This is a genomic window from Mesorhizobium sp. (assembly GCF_005063415.1).
Classification (GTDB): domain Bacteria; phylum Pseudomonadota; class Alphaproteobacteria; order Rhizobiales; family Rhizobiaceae; genus Mesorhizobium.
In genome coordinates this window covers 1-19,645 of record NZ_SUEG01000050.1, presented here as the reverse complement: position 1 = coordinate 19,645, position 19,645 = coordinate 1, and the positions used below count along the sequence as shown (strand labels likewise).

Here is a 19,645-nt window from a genome sequence, read left to right as displayed (position 1 = left end):
CGTTCCCTCGAATCCCCGCTGATACGCTAGCCGGATGACAGAAAAAAGAAACGGCCCATTATGTGCTAGAGATAGTACCGCGTCAGCGAGCCGGCAAATGGACCGTGAACGCAGCGCCCTTGCCGACCTCCGACCTGATGGAGAGCCTGGCGTTGTGGCGCGTCAGGATATGCTTGACGATGGACAGGCCAAGGCCGGTGCCCTTTTGGGTCCGGCTGTTCTCGACGTCGACGCGGTAGAACCGCTCGGTGATGCGCGGGATGTGTTCTTCGGGGATGCCGGAGCCGAAATCCCTGATGGTGACGTCGATGCCCGGTTCGGGATCGCTATCGCTGCGCATGATCGACACCACGACGCGTCCGCCCGACTGACCGTATTTGCAGGCGTTTTCCAGCAGATTTTCGAAGACCTGGAAAAGCTCGTCCCGATCGCCGGGCACGTCGAGCGGCCCTTCCGCGAAATCACGCTCGATGACGACGCCGTTTTCCTTTGCGAGCGGCCCAAGCGAATCGATGACGCTGTCGATGGCCTGGCGCAGGTCGACCTCGGTTCCCGGCTTGAGATAGGGCTTCATCTCCAGGCGCGACAGCGACAGAAGGTCGTCGATGAGGCGCGCCATGCGGCTGGTCTGGTTCTGCATGATCTGCAGGAACTGCTCGCGCGCCGCGGGGTCGTTGCGGGCCGGCCCGCGCAGCGTCTCGATGAAGCCGGCGATCGAGGCGAGAGGCGTGCGCAGCTCGTGGCTGGCATTGGCAATGAAATCGGCGCGCATTCTGTCGATCCGGCGCGCCTCACTCTGGTCCTTGAACACCAGCACGTAGAGATCCGTGGCATGGCCGACAGAAGACGCGCTCACCCGATAGGCTCGTTCGACCGGCAGCTTTTCTATGTAGTCGACGCTGTCCGAAGCGACGTTGCCCGCCAAGATACTATCCAGCAAGGCCTGCATTTCCGGCGCGCGGAATTTCAGCGACAGCGACATGCCGGGGGCAATTCCGCCAAAGGCGGCAAAGGCGGCGGCGTTGGCGTGGACGATGGCGGCGGAGCGATCGAAAATGATCAGCGGATCGGCAACCGCCGCCGCGAGATATTCGCCGGAAAGCCGTTGCAGACCGCTCGCCTCGATGGCCGCGGCATTTTCGGTCGATTGACGCGCGACGCCGGCCGGCAGCATCGCAGCGGCAACCAGCACGACGCCTGCCAGGAGCACCACATAGCCGGACATGCCGGCAAAACCATAGACCATCAGCACCGCAACGAAGCCGGCAGCCAGCAGCCAGCGGCTGTTCCACAGCCGCATGGCGACGGCTTGCGCCCTGCCTTTCCGCTCTGTGCCGATGTCGGCCATTTGCGCTCCGTCTGCGGCCACTTCAAGAACTTCCTGCTGGACCGGCGGTAGAGCACAGTGCGTCCAATTGGACGCACAAAGGACGCTCTACCACTTTATATGCTGCATCGTTCTTTCCGAAAATCGATTCCGATTTTCGGGCCGATGCAGTAAGGCTCCCAATAGCATGAGTCCGGAAGCTGGAAAGGTTCGTCTCGATGAAAAACGCTAGGGAAATCCCCGCCGCACCCTTATCGGGGCCGCTGAAGATCATGATCGACGGCAAGGAGCGGGAGTTCGACATCGAGGCCCCCACGCTTCCCGACTGGGTCGAGGACCGCAAGCTGGCCGCCGGCGGCTATCCCTACGACAAGAAGATGAAGAGCGAGGAGTACGACGAGAGGCTAGAGAAGCTGCAGATCGAGCTGGTCAAGGCGCAGGCGTGGCTACAGTCGACAGGCAAGCGGGTAATGTCGCTGTTCGAGGGGCGCGACGCTGCCGGCAAGGGCGGCACAATCTTCGTTTTGCGCCAGTATCTGAACCCTCGCACGGCGCGCAACGTGGCGCTGACCAAGCCAACACCCACCGAGCTTGGACAATGGTACTTCCAGCGCTACGTCGACCACTTCCCGACGTCGGGCGAATTCGTCACCTTCGACCGCTCCTGGTACAACCGCGCCGGCGTTGAACCGGTGATGGGATTCTGCACGCCCGAGCAGCAGGAGCAATTTCTGGACGAGGTTCCGCATTTCGAGCGGATGATCCGCAACGAGGGCATACATTTCATCAAATTCTGGCTGAACGTCGGCCGGGAAACGCAGCTCGAGCGGTTCCACGACCGTCGCTGGAGCCCGCTGAAGAGCTGGAAGTTTTCGCCGATCGACGTCGCCGGCATCACCAAATGGGACGACTACACCAAGGCGCGCGACCTGATGGTCGAACGCACGCACAAGGAGTTCGCGCCCTGGATCATTGTGCGGGCGAACGACAAACGGCGCGCGCGGCTGGCCGTCATGCAGCGCATTCTCCTTTCGCTTCCCTATGACGGCCGCGACCTCGACGTCATCGGCAAGGAGGACAAGAAGATCATCGGCGAAGGGCCGACTTTCCTCGAAAAATAAGCTCACCTCATCGATACGCGGCTTTCATGCCGCCAGCCGGGCTATCCGCTGCAGTCGCTTCAGCGTGGTGTCGTCCTGCAGCGCCTGCTGGAAAAGCGAGATTTCCTGGTCGATGCGGTCGCAGAGCGCGCCGGTGTCCCCCCTGAGCAGGTCGCGCGTCTGCAGCAGCGCCGCGACAGGCTTCTTGGCGAGCTGCCTGGCTCTTGCCAGCGTGGCTTCCTCGACGCTGCCGTCCGTCACGATCTCGCCGACAAGGCCCAGTGCCCTGGCATCTTCGGCGGCGAGCGTGTCGCCCAGGCAGAAGAAGCGGAACGCCCCGGCATAGCCGAGCTTCTGCGGCGCCAGAATGCTGGTCGCCGCGTCCGGCACCAGGCCGAAATCGACGAACGGCACCCGAAACGTGCTCTTGCTCGAGGCGATCACCATGTCGCAGTGGAACAGGATGGTGCAGCCGACGCCGACGGCGTCGCCGTCGACACAGGCAAGGACCGGTTTCGGGAACGTCGCCAGCGTGCGGAACATATCGGTGACGGCGGCGATCAGTCGCCGATGTTTGGTGGCGTCGAGAAATTCGGAAAAGTCGGCACCGAGGCAGAAGCACCCGGCCAGGCCGCGCAGGACCACAACGCGGACGTCGTCGTCAACGGCGGCTTCGTGGAATGTCCTGGCCAGGCTTTCATAGGCCCGCCTGTCCAGCACCGGGCGGCCGTCACCCGACGACACCGTGACGATCAGCGTGTGATTGCGGAATTCTGCTTTTGAGTGAACGTTCATGGCCTCTCTCCAATCTCACGAGGCGCGTCTCTGTCCGAGCATGTCCGGGTACCCTCTGGCCAGCACCGGCGCAAAGTGGTTGCGGCGCCAACGCACCACGTCGAGCGTGTGCTCGTTGAAGGTGAGCAGTGTGGCAACCACCTGCTGGTTGCCGTAGGTACGCTGGTAACCGAGCGGCGTTGCCAGGAAATGCAGCTGCAGCGCGCGAAGCACCCACATCGGCTCGAATTCGATGATCACCTGGTTGACGTTGCGCTTCAGGCCCCACTCGACGAAGCCAGCGATCAGCTCCGTGCCCACCGTCGACACGCCGCGCCGGCCGTCGCGGAACCCCGGCGCAACCGCATAGCGGGTCAGTTCATAGACATTCGGGCCCGAAGGTGGGGTTCCCTCATAAAGGTCCGCCAGCACGTCGGTTAGAAGATGTGCCCGGGTCGTCGGCAACATCCGCTGATAACCGGCGAGCTCGCCATTGCGGATGACGATCTGGTGCACTGCCTCGTCGTGGTCGAATTGATCGATCTCGAGGCCATCGGGGCGCTGCAGATCGGTCCATCCCATCTCTTCGACGAAAACTCTGTAACGCAAACGATGAACTGCCTCCCAGAGGTCGGGCCGTTCCATCAATTCCTGGGTCGTGAGGGAAAAAAGCATTTGCCGTCTCCTAGTTTCAACAGGAAGATACGGCCGTGCTTTCCCGAAAAAATTACGCGATCACGCAAGCAAGAATTTCTAGGCCGGCGCGGCCGACCTAGTTAATATAGCCGCGCCTTATCGCTTCCGCGACGGCCTGGACCCGGTTGACGGCACCGAGTTTGCTTTTGGCGTTAAGAAGGTGTTTCTCTGACGTGTGTTCCGAAATGCCGAGAATTTGTGAAATCTCCCATTCGGACTTGCCAACAGCGGCCCATTGCAGGCATTCGCGCTCACGCGGCGTTAATTCGACATGATCGATGGTTTTGCCCGCCATGGTGTGGAGCTGCATTGCGCGGCCAATCGCATAAGTCGAGACCAGCGACACCAACCCGAACTCGGCGCTCGACAATTCGACAGCCTCGCCGCCTAGCGACACCATGACGATCTGGCCATCGAGCGTGATTAGCGGGAAGGCCAACCCGTCGCGCAGCTTGAATTCGCCGGCATCGCCCATCACCTCGCCGCCGCTCTTGCCGATACGGATGCCCTGAGACGCTTCCCGCCACTGGAATGGCGCTTGAAGCTGCTTCATGTGACTGACGACTGGGTCGTGATCGACGTAATTACGCGCGACGTAGCGCTCAAGCCATTCGGCCGGCCAGTCGCAGAGCAGCACATGGTCCTTTTGCTGGTTTCTCGGCGTGCCAGGTTGCGGAACCGTCCCGGCCATCAGCGCCGTCAGCCCGAACCCGCTTGTTACCCCCAGCAGCTTTTCGCAGACGGCGGCGGCTGTGCCGGCGTGCTGCAACTGATCTATCAACTCCAGGGTACGATCGAAATGACCCATCGCAACATCTACCCCATGTTGCCTTCCGCTCTTGAGGCCAATGGCAGTGATCAACCCGCACCACGCCATCAACCCCGGACTGCAAAGCTGCTTCCCCTGTGCGTCCTACTGCTCCTCTTCAGCCGGCATCACGCAGTCACTTGCAAACTCACTAAACAATATCCCTAAATTGCAATGATGAAACCAAAAACCGTTGTACCTGTGTTTTTTTCGTACAAAAACCTGTGTTATTTCGTACTAAAGTCGGTGCAAGACCGGACGGAGTCGTCGCGTGGCGTTTCGGCGCATATCCATTTCATTGATCTCGATATTGATCGGAGCGCAATCGCTTGCGGCTGCTGCGCTCGCCGCGGAGCCGCAGGTGCCGGTGTTTTGGGACGCCAAGGAGCGGCTGCCAAAGCCGGACCTTTCGATGCTGCCGCGGCTGCGATTCCTGACCACCACGGATTTCCCGCCGTTCAATTTCCTCGATGGGGCAGGCCGGCTGTCGGGCTTCCATGTCGACCTGGCGCGCGCCATCTGCGCCGAGCTCGGCATTGCCGAAAAATGCCAGATCCAGGCGCTGCCCTGGGCCGGGCTCGAAGGTGCGCTCGGGAAAGGCGAAGGCGAAGCGATCATCGCCGGCATCGCCGCGACGCCGGAGTCGCGGTCGAAATACGCGTTTTCACGCTCCTACCTGCAATTTCCGGCACGCTTCATCATGCTGAAGACAAAGGCGCTGACCGAACCAATGTTCGACAAGCTGCGCAGCAAGCGGGTCGGCGTGATCGCCGGCTCCGCGCACGAGCGGATGCTGCGCGATTATTTCGGCGACGTCCAAATCGTCCCCTTGGCAAAGCCGGAGGAGCTTTATGGCGAGTTGAAAGCCGGCAAGATCGACGCCGCCTTCGGCGACGGCATGCGTTTCGCCTTCTGGCTCGGCGGCTCGGATGCAGCGGGCTGCTGCCGCTTTGCCGGCGGCCCCTATCTGGCGCCCGAATATCTCGGCTCAGGGATGGCAATCGCCACCAGGGCCGACGATCCGGCACTGGCCGCCGCTTTCGACTACGCGCTGCAGGAAATCTCGGTGAAAGGCACGTTCGCCGAGTTCTATCTGCGCTATTTTCCGGTCAGTTTTTTCTGAGCTTGGCTGCCGGCTCAAGTCAGCGTGCGAAGGCGGGCCTTGGCGGCTCGCGCAATGGCGGCGACCGTCAGCGCATCGAGGTCGAGTTCCCGGCGGACGAGCTGCAGGACGCGCACCTCCTCCAGGCGCATTTCGAGATCGACAGCTGCGACCTCGAAGGCGGCGGCATAGGCGGTGTCACGCAGGCGTTCGGGCAGCGCCTCGGCGACACGCGCCAGGACGCCCTCCAGCCCGTCCTTTTCCTGCAGCATTTTCTGGCAGGCCTGGGCGACCTCGACCAGCCGCTCCTGGTTGAAATCCTCAAACACCGGCCAGGATCGAACGACGTCGCCGATCCGCGCCAGTTCGACGTCGGTCATGTCGCGATCTGACGCCGAGGTGATGACCATCAGGTAGATCATGGCTTCGTGTGGCGACAATGGCATTTACAACTCCTTGAGATGGTCCCGAAGTTAGGAACGAGGGACCGGCGCCGCAAGGAAAAACAGCCGCGATCGTTGGCGCTGCGGTCACGCCTTGGAACTTGATCCATCCCGACTAATTCGGACGGGGCTCTTAGTCTTCTTGCCTGATCACGGTCCTGCCCGAAAACCGGGTTCCACTTTTCGGGATCATGGTCTAGAGCATGCGGCTGCCGGCATGGATGCTGGCAAAGTTGCAGGAATAGCATCATGGCCGAACAACAGCCGATCGATCTCAGCCCGGAAGTCCTCACCGCCGTCGCCGAAAGCAAGGCGTGGCCGTTCGAGGAAGCGAAAAAGATCGTCGCCCGCTACGCGAGCAGCGGCTACCCGGAAACGGTGCTGTTCGAGACCGGCTACGGCCCGTCGGGGCTGCCGCATATCGGCACGTTTGGCGAGGTGGCGCGCACATCTATGGTGCGCCACGCCTTCCGCGTGCTGACCGAAGACAAGGTCAAGACGCGGCTGCTGTGCTTCTCCGACGACATGGACGGATTGCGCAAGGTGCCGGACAATGTGCCTAACAAGGACATGCTGCGCGCCTATCTCGGCAAGCCGCTGACCAGGATACCGGACCCTTTCTCCAATGAGTATCCGTCCTTCGGCGCCGCCAATAACGCACGGCTGCGCGCTTTCCTCGACCGTTTCGGCTTCGATTACGAATTCGCTTCCTCGACCGACTATTATACTTCCGGCCGCTTCGACGCGACGCTGCTCAAGATGCTCGAGCGCTTCGATAAGGTGATGGCAATCATGCTGCCGTCGCTGCGCGAGGAGCGGGCGCTGAGCTATTCGCCCTTCCTGCCGATCCATCCCAAGAACGGCATCGTCATGCAAGTCGCGATCGATGAGCGCAAGCTCGACGCCGGCACCATCGTGTGGCGCGACCCGGACACCGGCGAGCGCTTCGAGACGCCGGTGACCGGCGGTCATGCCAAGCTGCAATGGAAGCCAGATTGGGCGATGCGCTGGGCAGCACTCGGCGTCGATTACGAGATGTCCGGCAAGGATCTGATCGATTCCGTCAAGCTCGCCGGGCAGATTTGCCGCGCGCTCGATGCTCCGGCGCCGGAGGGCTTCAATTATGAGCTGTTCCTCGATGAGCACGGCCAGAAGATCTCGAAGTCGAAGGGCAATGGGCTGACCATCGACGAGTGGCTGACTTACGCGCCGACCGAGAGCCTTAGCCTTTATATGTTCCAGCGCCCGCGAACCGCGAAGAAGCTTTATTTCGACGTCATCCCGAAGGCGGTAGACGAATATTACACGTTCCTCTCTGCCTATCAGAGGCAGGACTGGAAGGAGCGGCTGGGCAATCCGGTCTGGCACATGCATGACGGCAATCCCCCGGCAGTCGACCTGCCGGTTCCGTTCTCGCTGCTGCTCAACCTGGTCAGCGCCTCGAATGCGCAGAACAGGGACGTGCTGTGGGGTTTCATTTCGCGCCACGCGCCGGGTGTGACGCCGACAACCCATCCCGAGCTCGACCGGCTGGCCGAATATGCCATCCGCTATTTCGACGATTTCGTGAAGCCGGCGAAAGTATACCGTGCTGCCGACGCGGTCGAGCGCGAGGCGCTGACCAAGCTTTCGGAAGCGCTCGCCGCGCTGCCGGCTGATGCCGACAGCGAGGCAATCCAGAACGCTGCCCTCAATGTTGCGCGCAAGATCGAGCGCTACCAGGATCATTCCAAGCAGAGCCCGGAGGGCGGACCCGGTGTCTCCGTCGCCTTCTTCCAGATGATCTATCAGGTGCTGATAGGTCAGGAACGCGGGCCGCGCTTCGGCTCCTTCGCCGCGCTCTACGGCATCGCCGAAACGCGCGAGCTCATTCAGCGGGCGCTGGCTGGTCAGCTGGCGGCATGAGGATGCCGTCTTGCTCCTCCAGGATCGAGCTGGGCGCTACAGGCGCGGATCGCGACGCAGCAGCCGGGAGCGGCGGCAGGCCTGAAACGCTCGGCGCCGGCCCGAAGACGCCTTTTTTTGCTGCACGCGCCTTTTCGCCGGCTTCTACGTAAGGGCCGCCCTTGGCGGCGCGCGCCCAGCCATTTTCGACCAGCCATTGGCCGATATCCTGATTGCCGATCCGGCACTCGGCGGCGATCAGATCACGACCGCCTTCGGGCGGCACGGCACAGACCACCGCACGACTGCGGAGAAAGGCGCGGAAGGCCGTTCGCGCCCGGATGCCGCAATTCCAGGACTCGCCGCCGTCGGTGCAAGTCTCCTCCTGCTTGACGATGTCGATACCGGAAACCGCAATCGAATAGCCCTTTGCTTCGATGACCCCGGCGGCCGACGCGACGGGCTGGAATAGTTTCGTGCCTTTCCAGTCGTCGGGCATTTTCGTTTTTGGCGGCTTGGGCGGTCCGGCCAATGCCAGATCGCTTAACGGGGCGCGCGGCTCTATCCGTTCAAGCTCGTTGGAACCGAGCTGCGGCGGCACCACGATTTCTGGATCGATTGCCCTCGAATGCGCCGCCTGCTTGGCCGGCACTGGTTTCGGGATGGCCGACGTAGCCGGCGCGGCGGGCTGCGGTTCAGCGCTGACCTGGATTTGCTCCCAGGGGCCGCCGCTTTCGCTCTGGACGGCGCGGCCGCCGGCGACAATTGCCGTGGCCATCGCGGGGATCGCCAGAACAGCCAAGGCAAGGTGAGGCAAACGCACCAGCCCCGCGCCTACTGGCTTGCCCAGACAATCCGCGCCACCCATTCGACATCGCGCATTGGGATGTCGCGGTCCGGGTGATCGGGATTGAGGGAGACCAGCGCGATCGACTTCGGTGTCTGGCGGTCGAGCACCTTGGCCATCACCTCGCCGGCATTGGTCTTGACGACGACGCGATCACCCTTTCGTATGGTAGCCCCCGGCTCGACGATCAGGACATCGCCATTGCGATAGAGCGGCAGCATGGAATCGCCCTGGACCTTCAAGGCATAGGAGGTTTCGGTTGCCCGTGCCGGAAGCTCGATCAGGTCCCATCCCTGCCCCGCCGGAAACCCGGCGTCGTCGAAGAAGCCACCGGCGCCCGCCTGGGCGAAGCCGAGCAGCGGCACCGACGATCTCTGCACGGGCAGTGCGCCGGAATTACCCCGACCCTCGACCAGCCCCGCAAATTCATCCAGCGAGGCGCCGGTCGCCTCGATGATCTTGGCCAGCGATTCGGTCGATGGCCAGCGCGGCCGCCCATCTGAGGACAGCCGCTTCGATTTGTTGAAGGCGGTCGAGTCGAGGCCCGCGCGCCTGGCCAGTCCGGAGGCCGAAAGCGAATAACGCTCGGCAAGAGCGTCGATGGCGGCCCAAACGCGGTCGTGCGAGAGCACCTTGCTCTCCTTCGAAACAGGAAAAAATACCTTCCCTGTTCTACCCCTTGGCCGCCATCTTGTCCACCGCCGAAGACGGCGTCAGGCTGCCTCCTTGGCCTCGTCCCTGGTATAGGGATCCAAGCGCTCGTAGAAGGTCTCGCCCTTCTCGGCCATGTCGAGCAGCAACTTCGGCGCCTTGAACTCGGCGCCGTATTTCTTCTGCAGGCGCTTGGCGAGTTTGACGAATTTCTTCGCGCCGATGCCGTCGATGTAGGACAGTGCACCGCCTGTATAGGGCGCGAAGCCGAAGGCCAGGATCGAGCCGACATCGGCCTCGCGTGGGTCGGTAACGATGCCCTCTTCCATCACCCGTACCGCCTCAAGCGCGATGGTGACCAGCAGCCGCTGCTTCAGTTCCTCATAGTCGACCTGCTCCGGCGCCAGCTGCGGGTAGAGATCCCTGAGGCCTGGCCACAGCTTCTTTTTGGCCGGTTTTGCCGGATAGTCATAGAAGCCCTTGCTGTTCTTGCGGCCCAAGCGACCATGCGTGTCGACCATCGTGTTGATCAGCGCCATCTGCTTCGGATCGACCGCCTTGTCGCCGAGGTCGCGCATGGTCTGCTTCATGATCTTCTGGGCAAGGTCGATCGCCGTCTCGTCGGTCAACGCCAAAGGGCCGACCGGCATGCCGGCGGCCTTGGCCGCGTTCTCGATCATTGGCGCCGGAACACCTTCGATCAGCATCTTGTAGGCCTCCGACATGTAGCGCAGCACGCAGCGATTGACATAGAAGCCGCGCGTATCGTTGACGACGATCGGCGTTTTCTTGATGGCACGGACAAAGTCGATCGCGGTTGCCAGCGCCTTGTCGCCGGTCTTCTTGCCGAGGATGATCTCGACCAGCATCATCTTGTCGACCGGCGAGAAGAAATGGATGCCGATGAAATTCTTCGGCCGCGCCGAATTCCTGGCCAGCGATGTAATCGGTATGGTCGACGTATTCGAGGCGAAGATCGCCGACGGCTTGAGTACAGCCTCGGCCAGTTCGGTGGCACCCTTCTTTACGGCCGAATCCTCGAATACCGCCTCGACCACAAGATCGCAGCCGGCGAGATCCGCATAGTCGGCCGTCGGCGTGATTAGCGACAGCAACTGATCCTTGTCCTGTGGCTTGGCACGGCCCTTCTTCACCTGATCCGAGATAAGGTTGTCGGAATGCGCCTTGCCCTTGGCGGCAGACTCCATGTCACGGTCGAGCAGTACCACCGGAATGCCTGCCTTGGCCGTCACATAGGCGATACCGGCGCCCATGAAGCCGGCGCCGAGCACGCCGATCTTCTTGAACGTCGTTTCCGGCACACCGGCGGGGCGGCGCGCGCCCTTGTTCAGTTCCTGCAGCGACACGAACAATGAGCGGATCATCGCCGCCGCTTCCCTGGTCTGCATGATCTCGGTGAAATAGCGTTGCTCGATCCGCAAGGCGGTGTCGAACGGCACCAACAGGCCCTCATAGACGCATTTCAGGATGGCGGCAGCGGCGGGATAATTGCCATAGGTCTCGCGGCGCAGGATGGCGATGGCCGGCGGCCACAGATTGGCACCGGCCACCGAATAGATCGGGGCGCCGGGCAGCTTGAAGCCCTTTTCATCCCATGGCGCCACCGGTTTCAAGCCGTTCCTGATCATCGCCTTGGCGGTTTCGACCAGCTTGTCCGGCTCGGCAATCTCATGGATCAGGCCCATCGACTTGGCCTTCTGCGGCGACAGCGTCTGGCCGGACGTCAGCATTTGCAGCGCCTGCTGCTGGTCGGTCAGCCGTGGCACGCGCTGGGTGCCGCCGGCGCCCGGAAAAATGCCGATCTTCACTTCGGGAAGCGCCATCCTCACCTTGTCCGAATCGGCCGCGACACGGCCATGGCAGGCGAGCGACAATTCGAACGCGCCACCCATGCAGGTGCCGTTGATCGCCGAAACCCATGGCTTTCCCGAGGTTTCCAGCTTACGGAACAGGCCGCTCATGGTGCCCGCATTGTCGAACAGCGCCTTGGTCGCCTTCTCCGGGTCCTTCGCCTTATCGGCGGCGAAGGCCGCCAGCATCTTCTGCAGCATGGTGATGTCGGCGCCGCCCGAGAACGTATCCTTGCCGGAGGTGATCACCGCGCCCTTTATCGCTGCATCGCTCGCCACTTTGTCGACGATGGCGTTTAGTTCGCGCATCACCTCCTCGGTGAAGACGTTCATCGAACGGTCCGGCATGTCCCAGGTGACCAGCGCAATACCGTCGGCGTCGATGTCGAGGGTGAAATTGCTGTAGCTCATCATCTCTCTCCGTCAGACGCGTTCGATGATCGTTGCGGTGCCCATACCGGCGCCGATGCAAAGCGTCACCAGTGCAGTGTTGAGGTCGCGACGTTCCAATTCGTCCAGCACCGTACCAAAGATCATCGCACCGGTGGCGCCGAGCGGATGGCCCATGGCTATGGCACCACCATTGACGTTGATCCGGTCATGCGGAATGTCGAAAGCCTGCATGAAGCGCAGCACCACCGAAGCGAAGGCCTCGTTGAGCTCGAACAGGTCGATGTCCGACAGCTTCATCTTCGCCCGCTTCAACAGCTTCTCGGTGACGTCGACGGGGCCGGTCAGCATCAGCACCGGTTCGGAGCCGATGTTGGCGAAGGCCCGGATGCGCGCGCGCGGCTTGAGGCCGAGCGTCTTTCCCGCCCTTTTTGAGCCAAGCAGCACGGCCGCCGCGCCATCGACGATGCCGGAGGAATTGCCGGCATGGTGGACGTGGTTGATCTCTTCCACCTCGGGATGCTTCTGCACGGCGACGGCGTCGAAGCCGCCCATTTCGCCGGGCATCACGAAGGACGGATTGAGCGCGGCCAGCGACTGCATGTCGGTCGAAGGCCGCATGTGCTCGTCGTGATCGAGAATGGTCAGGCCGTTCTGGTCCTTGACCGAGATCACCGAATTCTTGAAGCGGCCCTCGCCCCACGCCTTGGCGGCACGTTTCTGGCTTTCGACCGCGTAAGCGTCGACGTCGTCGCGCGAAAACCCGTATTTGGTGGCGATCAGGTCGGCCGAGATTCCTTGCGGCACGAACCAGCCGGGCAGGCCGACCGATGGATCCATGAACCAGGCGCCGCCGGAGGCGCCCATGCCGACGCGCGACATCGATTCGACGCCGCCGGCAATGACGATCTCGTCGGCGCCCTGCGCGATCTTGGCGGCGCCGAAATTGATGGCGTCCAGTCCCGAGGCGCAGAAGCGCGATATCTGCATCCCAGGCGCCTTGGTGTCGTAGCCGGCCTCGAAAGCGGCGGCACGTGGAATGACCGCACCCGCCTCGCCAACCGGATCGACACAACCGAAGATGATGTCGTCAACAGCGGCGGTGTCCAGTCCGTTGCGGTCGCGGATGGCCTCGAGCACCTTGGCGCCGAGCCGCACCGCCGGCACTTCGTGCAGCGAGCCATCCTTCTTGCCCCTGCCGCGCGGCGTGCGCACGGCATCATAAACATAAGCTTCGGCCATTTTCCTGCTCCTTGGGTTTGCTGAAAGTCGCTCAGAGTGAGCGCCCGATCAGCAATTTCATGATCTCGTTGGTGCCGCCGTAGATGCGCTGGACGCGGGCGTCGCGGAACATGCGCGCAATCGGATATTCATTCATGTAGCCATAGCCGCCATGCAATTGAAGGCATTCGTCGACGACTTTTCCTTGCAGGTCTGACAGCCAGTATTTGGCCATCGAGGCCGTCACCGGGTCGAGGCCACCGTTAATGTGGCGGGCAACGCAGTCATTATAGAAGACGCGGCCGATGGTCGCCTCGGTCTTCAATTCGGCAAGCTTGAACTGGGTGTTCTGGAATTCGATGATGGCCTTGCCGAAGGCCTTGCGCTCCTTGACGTAGTCGATGGTAAGCGCCAGGGCCCGCTCGACCATGGCGATAGCAGTGGTGCCGATCTGCAGCCGCTCCTGCGGCAATTGTTGCATCAACTGGACGAAGCCCTGGCCTTCGTCGTTGCCGAGCAGGTTCGAGGTCGGCACACGCATGTCGTTGAAGAACAGTTCCGACGTGTCGTTGGCCTTGAGGCCGATCTTGTCGAGGTTGCGGCCGCGCTCGAAACCCTCCACCTCGTCAGTCTCGACGACGATCAGCGAGATGCCCTTGGCGCCCTTCTCAGGATCGGTCTTGGTAACGACGATGATGAAATTGGCGAGCTGGCCGTTGGTGATAAAGGTCTTCGAGCCGTTGAGCTTGTACCGGTTGCCGTCCTTTTCGGCGCGCGTCTTGACGCCTTGAAGATCGGAGCCCGCACCCGGCTCGGTCATGGCGATGGCGCCGATCAGCTCGCCGCTCGCCAGCCTCGGCAGCCACTTCTTCTTCTGCTCCTCCGAGCCGTAGTGGAGGATATAGGGGGCAACGATCGAATTGTGCAGGCCAATGCCGAACCCGTCGACGCCGACATGGCCGATCGCCTCGATGATGGCGCTCTCATGCGCGAAGGTGCCGCCCGATCCGCCATATTCCTCCGGCATCGAGGCGCAGAGCAGGCCGGCAGCACCCGCCTTCAGCCAGCTTTCGCGGTCGACCATCTCGTTCTTCTCGAACTCGTCGTAACGCGGCGCGATCTCTTCCGACATGAAGCGGTGCGCCATGTCGTAAAGCATGGCAACCTCGTCCGCCGCCCAGGCGGGCTTGGGAAGGCCAAGGATTTCGGCGGGGTTGGTCATGTTTTCTCCCTCGCGCCGACGTTCCCCTCCCCCTCGAGGGGAGGGTGGCCGCGAAGCGGCCGGATGGGGTCGCCGATGACGTGCTCGACCTTATCTTTTACAACCTGCGCCACGTGCCACGGCATTGCGATCGTTCTCCTCCCAAGGCATGCACCGGAATGGAGGTCGGCGCACTGCACGCAGGACCCCTCCCGGCCCTTCGGGCCACCCTCCCCTCGAGGGGGAGGGGAACGCCGAACCTAGAACGCTTCCGCCGGCAGTGCCATCAATGTGTCGGCACCGCTGGAGATGCGGGCAAGATGCGCCGACGTCTCCGGCATGATCCGCTCTATGAAGAAGCGCGCCGTCACCAGCTTGTTGTCGTAGAAAGACGAAGCGCCGTCGGCGCCATTCGTCAATTTCGCTGCGGCCACCTTGGCCATCTGGGCCCACATATAGCCCAGCGCCACCAGGCCGAAGAGATGCATGTAGTCGGTCGAGGCGGCACCGGCATTGTCGGGCTTGGCCATGCCGTTCTGCACCAGCCACATCGTCGCTGCCTGCAGATCGTTGAGGCCCTTCTTCAGCGTCTTGGTGAAGGGCGCCATCTTCTCGTCGGTGCGGTTTTCCTCGCAGAACTCTCCGACTTCCTTAAAGAAAGCCTGGATCGCGCGACCGCCATTCAAGGCTAACTTGCGGCCGACGAGGTCGAGCGCCTGGATGCCGTTGGCACCCTCATAGATCATGGCGATGCGCGCATCGCGGACGAACTGGCTCATGCCGTGCTCTTCTATATAGCCGTGGCCGCCGAACACCTGCTGCGCCATTACCGCATGATCGAAACCCTTGTCGGTGAGCACGCCCTTGACCACCGGCGTCATCAGGCCGGTGTAGTCGTCGGCCGCCTGCCGATCCTTGTCGTCACCGGAGCGGTGAGCGATGTCGGACTTGATCGCCGTCCACAGCGCCAGCGCGCGGCCGGCCTCGTTGAAAGCCTTCATGGTCATCAGGCTGCGGCGGATGTCCGGATGGACGATGATCGGATCGGCCTTCCTGTCCGGCGCCTTCGGCCCTGACAGCGAGCGGCCCTGCAGACGATCCTTGGCGTAGGAAACCGCATTCTGGTAGGCAACCTCCGACAGTGAGAGGCCCTGCAGGCCGACGCCAAGCCGCGCCTCATTCATCATGGTGAACATTGCTTTCAGCCCGCCATTGGCCTCGCCGAGCAGCGTGCCTTCAGCGTCGTCGTAGTTCATGACGCAGGTCGAGTTGCCATGGATACCCATCTTCTCCTCGATCGAGCCACAGGAGACGGTGTTCTTCTCGCACGGATTGCCTGAGGCATCGAGCTTGAGCTTCGGCACGATGAACAGCGAGATGCCCTTCACGCCATCCGGCGCGCCCTCGATACGGGCCAGCACGAGGTGGACGATATTGTCCGACATGTCATGCTCGCCGGCCGAGATGAATATCTTCTGGCCGGAGATCCTGTAGGTGCCGTCGCCATTTGGGACGGCCTTGGTGCGCAGCAGGCCAAGATCGGTTCCGCAGTGCGGCTCGGTCAGGTTCATGGTGCCGGTCCAGGCGCCCTCGACCAGCTTCGGCAACCATGTTGCCTTCTGCTCTTTGGTGCCATGGGTGATGATCGCAGCGATCGCGCCCTGCGTCAGGCCGGCATACATCATCAGCGACATATTGGCCGACACCATATATTCGGCAACCGCAGTGTGCACCGCGTAGGGCAAGCCTTGCCCGCCAAACTCGACAGGTGCCGCGAGCCCCATCCAGCCGCCCTCGCGATACTGGTCGAAGGCTTCCTTGAAGCCTTTCGGCGTCGTTACCGAACCGTCGTCATGGTGCACGCAGCCTTCCACGTCGCCGACACGGTTCAGCGGCTGCATCACGTTTTCGGCGAGCTTCGCGCCCTCGGCAAGGATGGCCTCGAGCACATCCGACGTCGCGTCGGAAAATCCGGGAAGATTGGAATAACGCTGATATCCCAGCACTTCGTTCAGCACGAACAGCGTGTCCCGGACCGGCGCTCTGTAGATCGGCATGCGTTTCCTCCACCATGCGGTCTTGGCCCCGAAATCAGCCCCAGCATATGAGGATGGCAGGCGGACCAACGTTACGGTCGAGATAACAAATATTGACGTTTGCGTAAACGTCAATTCTGCGGTGCGGCAAATTTTCTGCCGCGCGCCAAGACGGCAAACGACGAAAGACGGCAAACGACGAAGAACCGCGCAGCGAAAGCCACGCGGTTCTCATTCGTCGGAAATCGACAGGTTAGTTTAGCTCGCCACGCTGGCCTGCGGCGCCGAGCGCTCGATCAGCATTTGCCGGACGGTCGACATCGAAGCACTCAGTTCGCTGATGGCGTCGTCGATCAGCGCCCGCTGCTTCTGCAGACGGGCAAGCTGCTTCTCCGACTTGTCGAGCGCCAGCCGCAACTGCTTGGTGTTGGAGCCGTTCGGATCGTAGAGGTCCATCATCTGCTTGACGTCGCGCAGCGAGAACCCGACCTTGCGGCCAAGCAGGATCAGCTTCAGCCGGGCCCTGTCGCGGCGCGTATAGAGACGGGTCGATCCGTCACGCTGCGGGTTGAGTAGACCCTTGTCCTCATAGAAACGCAGCGTACGCAGCGTCACTCCGTATTTCTTGGCCATTTCGCCGATGCGGACAAGCTCTTCACCGGCTTCGCTCGACATATCGTTGGTGTTGGCCGCGGCTTGGCCGGGCGAAATAAGTTTCATGGTCACTGGCTTTCCCCGTCTGGTGGCGTCGCGGTCGCGGACCTTGCGTCGCCTGAGTGAAAGCGGGGGCGTGCTTCCACTCGTGGTTTCAACAAACAAATCGCAAACGGCGTAATGCGCTCATTTACGTTTACGTCAATTCTATATCGATAGCCGCCTCACCACGCAAGAGCGTTCTGGTCTTGCAACTTTATGCCGCAGCACCAGCGGATAAACCCAAAAATCGCGGTCGACTTCGGAAAGAACCCTGCGGCAGATCAAAATTCTACAGCGTCCTTTGTGCGTCCAAAGGGACACGCGGCGCCGTCGGCAGCCAGCCGACAAAGTTGCAACTTCTTAAGCTTGGTTAACGCGTTGTTTACCACGTTGGGGCGAAATGTGCGCATGTCGGTTACCCGTGTCTATCCTGTATTGAATTTTTCACGGTTTTTCGGAGCGCGGATGAGACCCGGGAAGCTCGTCTTCCACTGCAACAAGCCAAGCAGTCGCCTTCGTCCCGGCAGGACTTTGGGAACCTGGTGAAAGCCAGCAATTCTGAAACGGGCGCATTGATGAACAGCAAGCGGTCCTACCTCGATACACTCAACGCCGGCAGGCAACGCCGGCCGCACACGACGCTTGAAGAGCTCAACCGCTCCCTGGAAACGCTGGAGCAGCGACTGGAGCGGACGCGCGAGGAAACGGCAAGCCACCCCGATCCGCGCCGACCAGCGGGAGAACCGCGCTATCCCAGCGCCCAGCCCTATGGCCAGCAGCGCCGGTATGAGGATCCACGCGCGCAGCGGCCGAAAGGTCCAGCAGCGGCTTTCGACCAGAATTACCAGGCGATCGCCCGCGATATCGACCGGGTGCGCGGTCAGGAGGACGGCGTCGCCCTAGCCGGCAAGATCGCCGGGGAATTGCGCGGCCTGCGCGAAGAGCTGCGCCAGCAGATGACCTCCGGCCTGCAACGCGAGTTCGATGTACTGCGCAAGAATATTGAGCGAGCCTTCCAGTCAAATGGTGGCGGCAAGGGCAGCGCCGAACTCGGCGTCGAGTTCGAGCGGCTTTCCGGCGCCATCCAGACACTGGCCGAAAAAAGCGACGACAGAAGCGTCAATATGCTGCGGCTCGAGCTTGAGCAGGTCAAGGCCGCGCTCGATACGCTGGCGCGCGAGGAGAGCGTGCAGGCGGTCGGACGCCGCTGGGACGATTTCGACCGCCGCTGGAACGCCTTCGAGGACCGCGTCGAGGCCGATCAGCGCAAGCGTTCCGATGCACCCGGCCTGTCGGCGCTGACGGAGCGGCTCGAACAGATCAGCAATGCCGTCAGCAATCTGCCGGAATCGCTGTCGCTGCGCTCGCTCGAGGAAAAGGTCCGCACGCTTGCCGGAGCGGTCGACCATTTCGCCCGCCAGCAGGACAATCGCGGCGGCGACACATTCAGTCAGATCGACGAGCGGCTCGACGAGATTTCCCGCGCGATCGTCGCCTCGACGGTTGCCGCGCAAGCCAATTCGTTCGACCCCGAGCCCTTCGAACGCATCGAGAAGCGGATCGATTCACTGGCCCAGCAAATCGAAGAAGTGTCGCAGGATCGTCCGGGTCGGGAGGTCATCGACCGTCTCAACACATTGTCGAGCCGCGTGGATGAGCTGGCCGGCCGAGCCAATCTGCCGGAACAGGCGATGGAGCGCCTTGCCAGGCAAGTCGCGCTTATTGCCGACAAGATCGACCACGCACCTGCCATGCCCGACGCGGACTACATCTTCCAGGGGCTCGAGCAGCGCTTCGACGTGCTGTCCAGCATGATGGAACGTCGCCAGGGCGACGCCATCGAACAAGGCAACATGCTGTTTCGCGACCTTGAGCGCCGGTTGGACGAGGTCGCCGACAGGCTCGACCAGCGCATGCCGCAGGTCGACAGCGCCGGCATCATGGATGCCATCGACGCCCGCTTCACCGCGCTGGCCAAGCGGATGGAGACGCGCGTTCCGGATCCTGCCAACGAGGCGGCGATCCGTGGCCTGGAGAGCCGGCTCGAAGACATCTCAAGCCGGCTGGATTCGTCCGCGGCACAGGTCGCCAGCATCGACCCGGCTTTGATCCGCAGTCTCGAAGCGCAGGTCGCCGGCCTGACGGCGCATCTTTCCAAGCCCGGCACGCCGCTGCCGGAATTCGACGACATCAGCCCGCGTCTCAACGAAATCGAGAAGTCGCTGGCCGGAACCCGCGATTCCATCCTCGGCGCGGCGCGCGAGGCGGCTGAGAGCGCCGTCCGCTCGCTGGCCGGATCAAGCGCGAACACGGCGGCCGTTACCGGCCTCGCCCAGGACCTGAAGACGCTTGAGGCACTGACGCGCCGTTCGGACGAGCGCAATTCGAGGACGTTCGAGGCTATCCACGATACGCTGCTCAAGATCGTTGACAGGCTTGGTTCACTGGAGACCGGCGAACCGGCAAGCGCGGAGTTGAGCAAGCGCTTCGGCCGGGCATCCAAGATCTCGGTGCAGGACGCACCGTCGATGGACCTCGACCAGCCGCTGCCGTTGACGGGCAGCATGGCCGATCTCGACGGGCGCGCCGCGGCGCTCG

The 19,645-nt window shown here is 62.3% G+C and carries 15 protein-coding genes and 1 pseudogene; 4 read left to right on the top strand and 12 right to left on the bottom strand.

The genetic code is table 11. The annotated features are described in order from the left end of the window. Nucleotides 1-82: 82 nt before the first annotated feature. Nucleotides 83-1,348 (bottom strand): ATP-binding protein, encoded by a 1,266-nt coding sequence (locus E5W70_RS15430; RefSeq protein WP_292659506.1) that lies wholly within the window; start codon nt 1,346-1,348, stop codon nt 83-85. Between the two features lie 197 nt (nt 1,349-1,545). Between E5W70_RS15430 and ppk2 the strand changes: the two genes are divergently transcribed. After that, the gene (ppk2, locus tag E5W70_RS15425) at nt 1,546-2,448 is read left to right on the top strand and encodes a polyphosphate kinase 2 (RefSeq protein WP_292659504.1); all 903 of its coding nucleotides are present in this window, start codon (nt 1,546-1,548) and stop codon (nt 2,446-2,448) included. A 24-nt stretch (nt 2,449-2,472) separates the two neighbouring features. Here the strand turns inward: ppk2 and E5W70_RS15420 are convergent, their stop codons facing one another. The 3 genes from E5W70_RS15420 to E5W70_RS15410 all read right to left on the bottom strand — a co-directional run bounded on the left by E5W70_RS15420 (nt 2,473) and on the right by E5W70_RS15410 (nt 4,705). Further along, complete coding sequence (locus E5W70_RS15420) at nt 2,473-3,222, bottom strand: enoyl-CoA hydratase-related protein (protein WP_023677343.1); 750 nt, start codon at nt 3,220-3,222, stop codon at nt 2,473-2,475. Nucleotides 3,223-3,237: 15 nt separating this feature from the next. Beyond that, entirely contained in the window at nt 3,238-3,876 is a 639-nt protein-coding gene (locus E5W70_RS15415) for an acyl-homoserine-lactone synthase (RefSeq protein WP_292659502.1), read from the bottom strand. A gap of 97 nt (nt 3,877-3,973) precedes the next feature. After that, nucleotides 3,974-4,705 carry a LuxR family transcriptional regulator gene (locus E5W70_RS15410; RefSeq protein ID WP_023677341.1) on the bottom strand — a complete coding sequence of 244 codons (732 nt, stop codon included), beginning with the start codon at nt 4,703-4,705 and terminating at the stop codon, nt 3,974-3,976. 271 nt (nt 4,706-4,976) lie between these two features. Between E5W70_RS15410 and E5W70_RS15405 the strand changes: the two genes are divergently transcribed. Then, nucleotides 4,977-5,828, top strand: coding sequence for a transporter substrate-binding domain-containing protein (locus E5W70_RS15405; protein WP_292659500.1), 852 nt, complete (start codon nt 4,977-4,979; stop codon nt 5,826-5,828). Between the two features lie 14 nt (nt 5,829-5,842). Here E5W70_RS15405 and E5W70_RS15400 read toward each other — a convergent pair whose 3' ends face one another. Continuing rightward, nucleotides 5,843-6,253, bottom strand: a complete 411-nt coding sequence (locus E5W70_RS15400) for a tellurite resistance TerB family protein (RefSeq protein WP_292659499.1) — start codon at nt 6,251-6,253, stop codon at nt 5,843-5,845. A gap of 246 nt (nt 6,254-6,499) precedes the next feature. On the opposite strand from E5W70_RS15400, the gene E5W70_RS15395 reads away from it, so the two are divergent. Beyond that, entirely contained in the window at nt 6,500-8,155 is a 1,656-nt protein-coding gene (locus E5W70_RS15395; protein ID WP_292659497.1) for a lysine--tRNA ligase, read from the top strand. Here the strand turns inward: E5W70_RS15395 and E5W70_RS15390 are convergent. The 7 genes from E5W70_RS15390 to E5W70_RS15360 form a co-directional block, all read right to left on the bottom strand. Then, the gene (locus E5W70_RS15390) at nt 8,118-8,957 is read right to left on the bottom strand and encodes a thermonuclease family protein (protein WP_366509708.1); all 840 of its coding nucleotides are present in this window, start codon (nt 8,955-8,957) and stop codon (nt 8,118-8,120) included. The two genes, E5W70_RS15395 and E5W70_RS15390, sit on opposite strands and share 38 nt — an antisense overlap. An 11-nt stretch (nt 8,958-8,968) precedes the next feature. Beyond that, a complete protein-coding gene (locus E5W70_RS15385) occupies nt 8,969-9,613 on the bottom strand; it encodes a helix-turn-helix transcriptional regulator (RefSeq protein WP_292659493.1) in 645 nt (214 codons plus the stop codon). 81 nt (nt 9,614-9,694) lie between these two features. Next, entirely contained in the window at nt 9,695-11,914 is a 2,220-nt protein-coding gene (locus tag E5W70_RS15380; RefSeq protein WP_292659490.1) for a 3-hydroxyacyl-CoA dehydrogenase NAD-binding domain-containing protein, read from the bottom strand. A gap of 12 nt (nt 11,915-11,926) precedes the next feature. Continuing rightward, entirely contained in the window at nt 11,927-13,135 is a 1,209-nt protein-coding gene (locus tag E5W70_RS15375) for an acetyl-CoA C-acetyltransferase (RefSeq protein WP_292659488.1), read from the bottom strand. A gap of 31 nt (nt 13,136-13,166) precedes the next feature. Next, on the bottom strand, nt 13,167-14,336 hold the full coding sequence (locus tag E5W70_RS15370) for an acyl-CoA dehydrogenase family protein (protein ID WP_292659486.1): 1,170 nt from the start codon (nt 14,334-14,336) through the stop codon (nt 13,167-13,169). A gap of 239 nt (nt 14,337-14,575) precedes the next feature. Further along, entirely contained in the window at nt 14,576-16,372 is a 1,797-nt protein-coding gene (locus tag E5W70_RS15365; RefSeq protein ID WP_292659484.1) for an acyl-CoA dehydrogenase, read from the bottom strand. A 237-nt stretch (nt 16,373-16,609) separates the two neighbouring features. Then, nucleotides 16,610-17,071 carry a MerR family DNA-binding transcriptional regulator gene (locus tag E5W70_RS15360; RefSeq protein WP_023719513.1) on the bottom strand — a complete coding sequence of 154 codons (462 nt, stop codon included), beginning with the start codon at nt 17,069-17,071 and terminating at the stop codon, nt 16,610-16,612. 551 nt (nt 17,072-17,622) lie between these two features. On the opposite strand from E5W70_RS15360, the pseudogene E5W70_RS15355 reads away from it, so the two are divergent. Beyond that, nucleotides 17,623-19,645: pseudogene (locus E5W70_RS15355) on the top strand (peptidoglycan-binding protein); the annotation flags it as partial.

Excerpts from the sequence above, each read along its gene's own strand:
- E5W70_RS15380 (WP_292659490.1), bottom strand. The coding sequence starts at position 11,914 with ATGAGCTACAGCAATTTCACCCTCGACATCGACGCCGACGGTATTGCG.
- E5W70_RS15360 (WP_023719513.1), bottom strand. The coding sequence starts at position 17,071 with ATGAAACTTATTTCGCCCGGCCAAGCCGCGGCCAACACCAACGATATG.
- E5W70_RS15375 (WP_292659488.1), bottom strand. The coding sequence starts at position 13,135 with ATGGCCGAAGCTTATGTTTATGATGCCGTGCGCACGCCGCGCGGCAGG.
- ppk2 (WP_292659504.1), top strand. The coding sequence starts at position 1,546 with ATGAAAAACGCTAGGGAAATCCCCGCCGCACCCTTATCGGGGCCGCTG.
- E5W70_RS15400 (WP_292659499.1), bottom strand. The coding sequence starts at position 6,253 with ATGCCATTGTCGCCACACGAAGCCATGATCTACCTGATGGTCATCACC.
- E5W70_RS15365 (WP_292659484.1), bottom strand. The coding sequence starts at position 16,372 with ATGCCGATCTACAGAGCGCCGGTCCGGGACACGCTGTTCGTGCTGAAC.
- E5W70_RS15410 (WP_023677341.1), bottom strand. The coding sequence starts at position 4,705 with ATGGGTCATTTCGATCGTACCCTGGAGTTGATAGATCAGTTGCAGCAC.
- E5W70_RS15430 (WP_292659506.1), bottom strand. The coding sequence starts at position 1,348 with ATGGCCGACATCGGCACAGAGCGGAAAGGCAGGGCGCAAGCCGTCGCC.
- E5W70_RS15395 (WP_292659497.1), top strand. The coding sequence starts at position 6,500 with ATGGCCGAACAACAGCCGATCGATCTCAGCCCGGAAGTCCTCACCGCC.
- E5W70_RS15415 (WP_292659502.1), bottom strand. The coding sequence starts at position 3,876 with ATGCTTTTTTCCCTCACGACCCAGGAATTGATGGAACGGCCCGACCTC.
- E5W70_RS15420 (WP_023677343.1), bottom strand. The coding sequence starts at position 3,222 with ATGAACGTTCACTCAAAAGCAGAATTCCGCAATCACACGCTGATCGTC.
- E5W70_RS15370 (WP_292659486.1), bottom strand. The coding sequence starts at position 14,336 with ATGACCAACCCCGCCGAAATCCTTGGCCTTCCCAAGCCCGCCTGGGCG.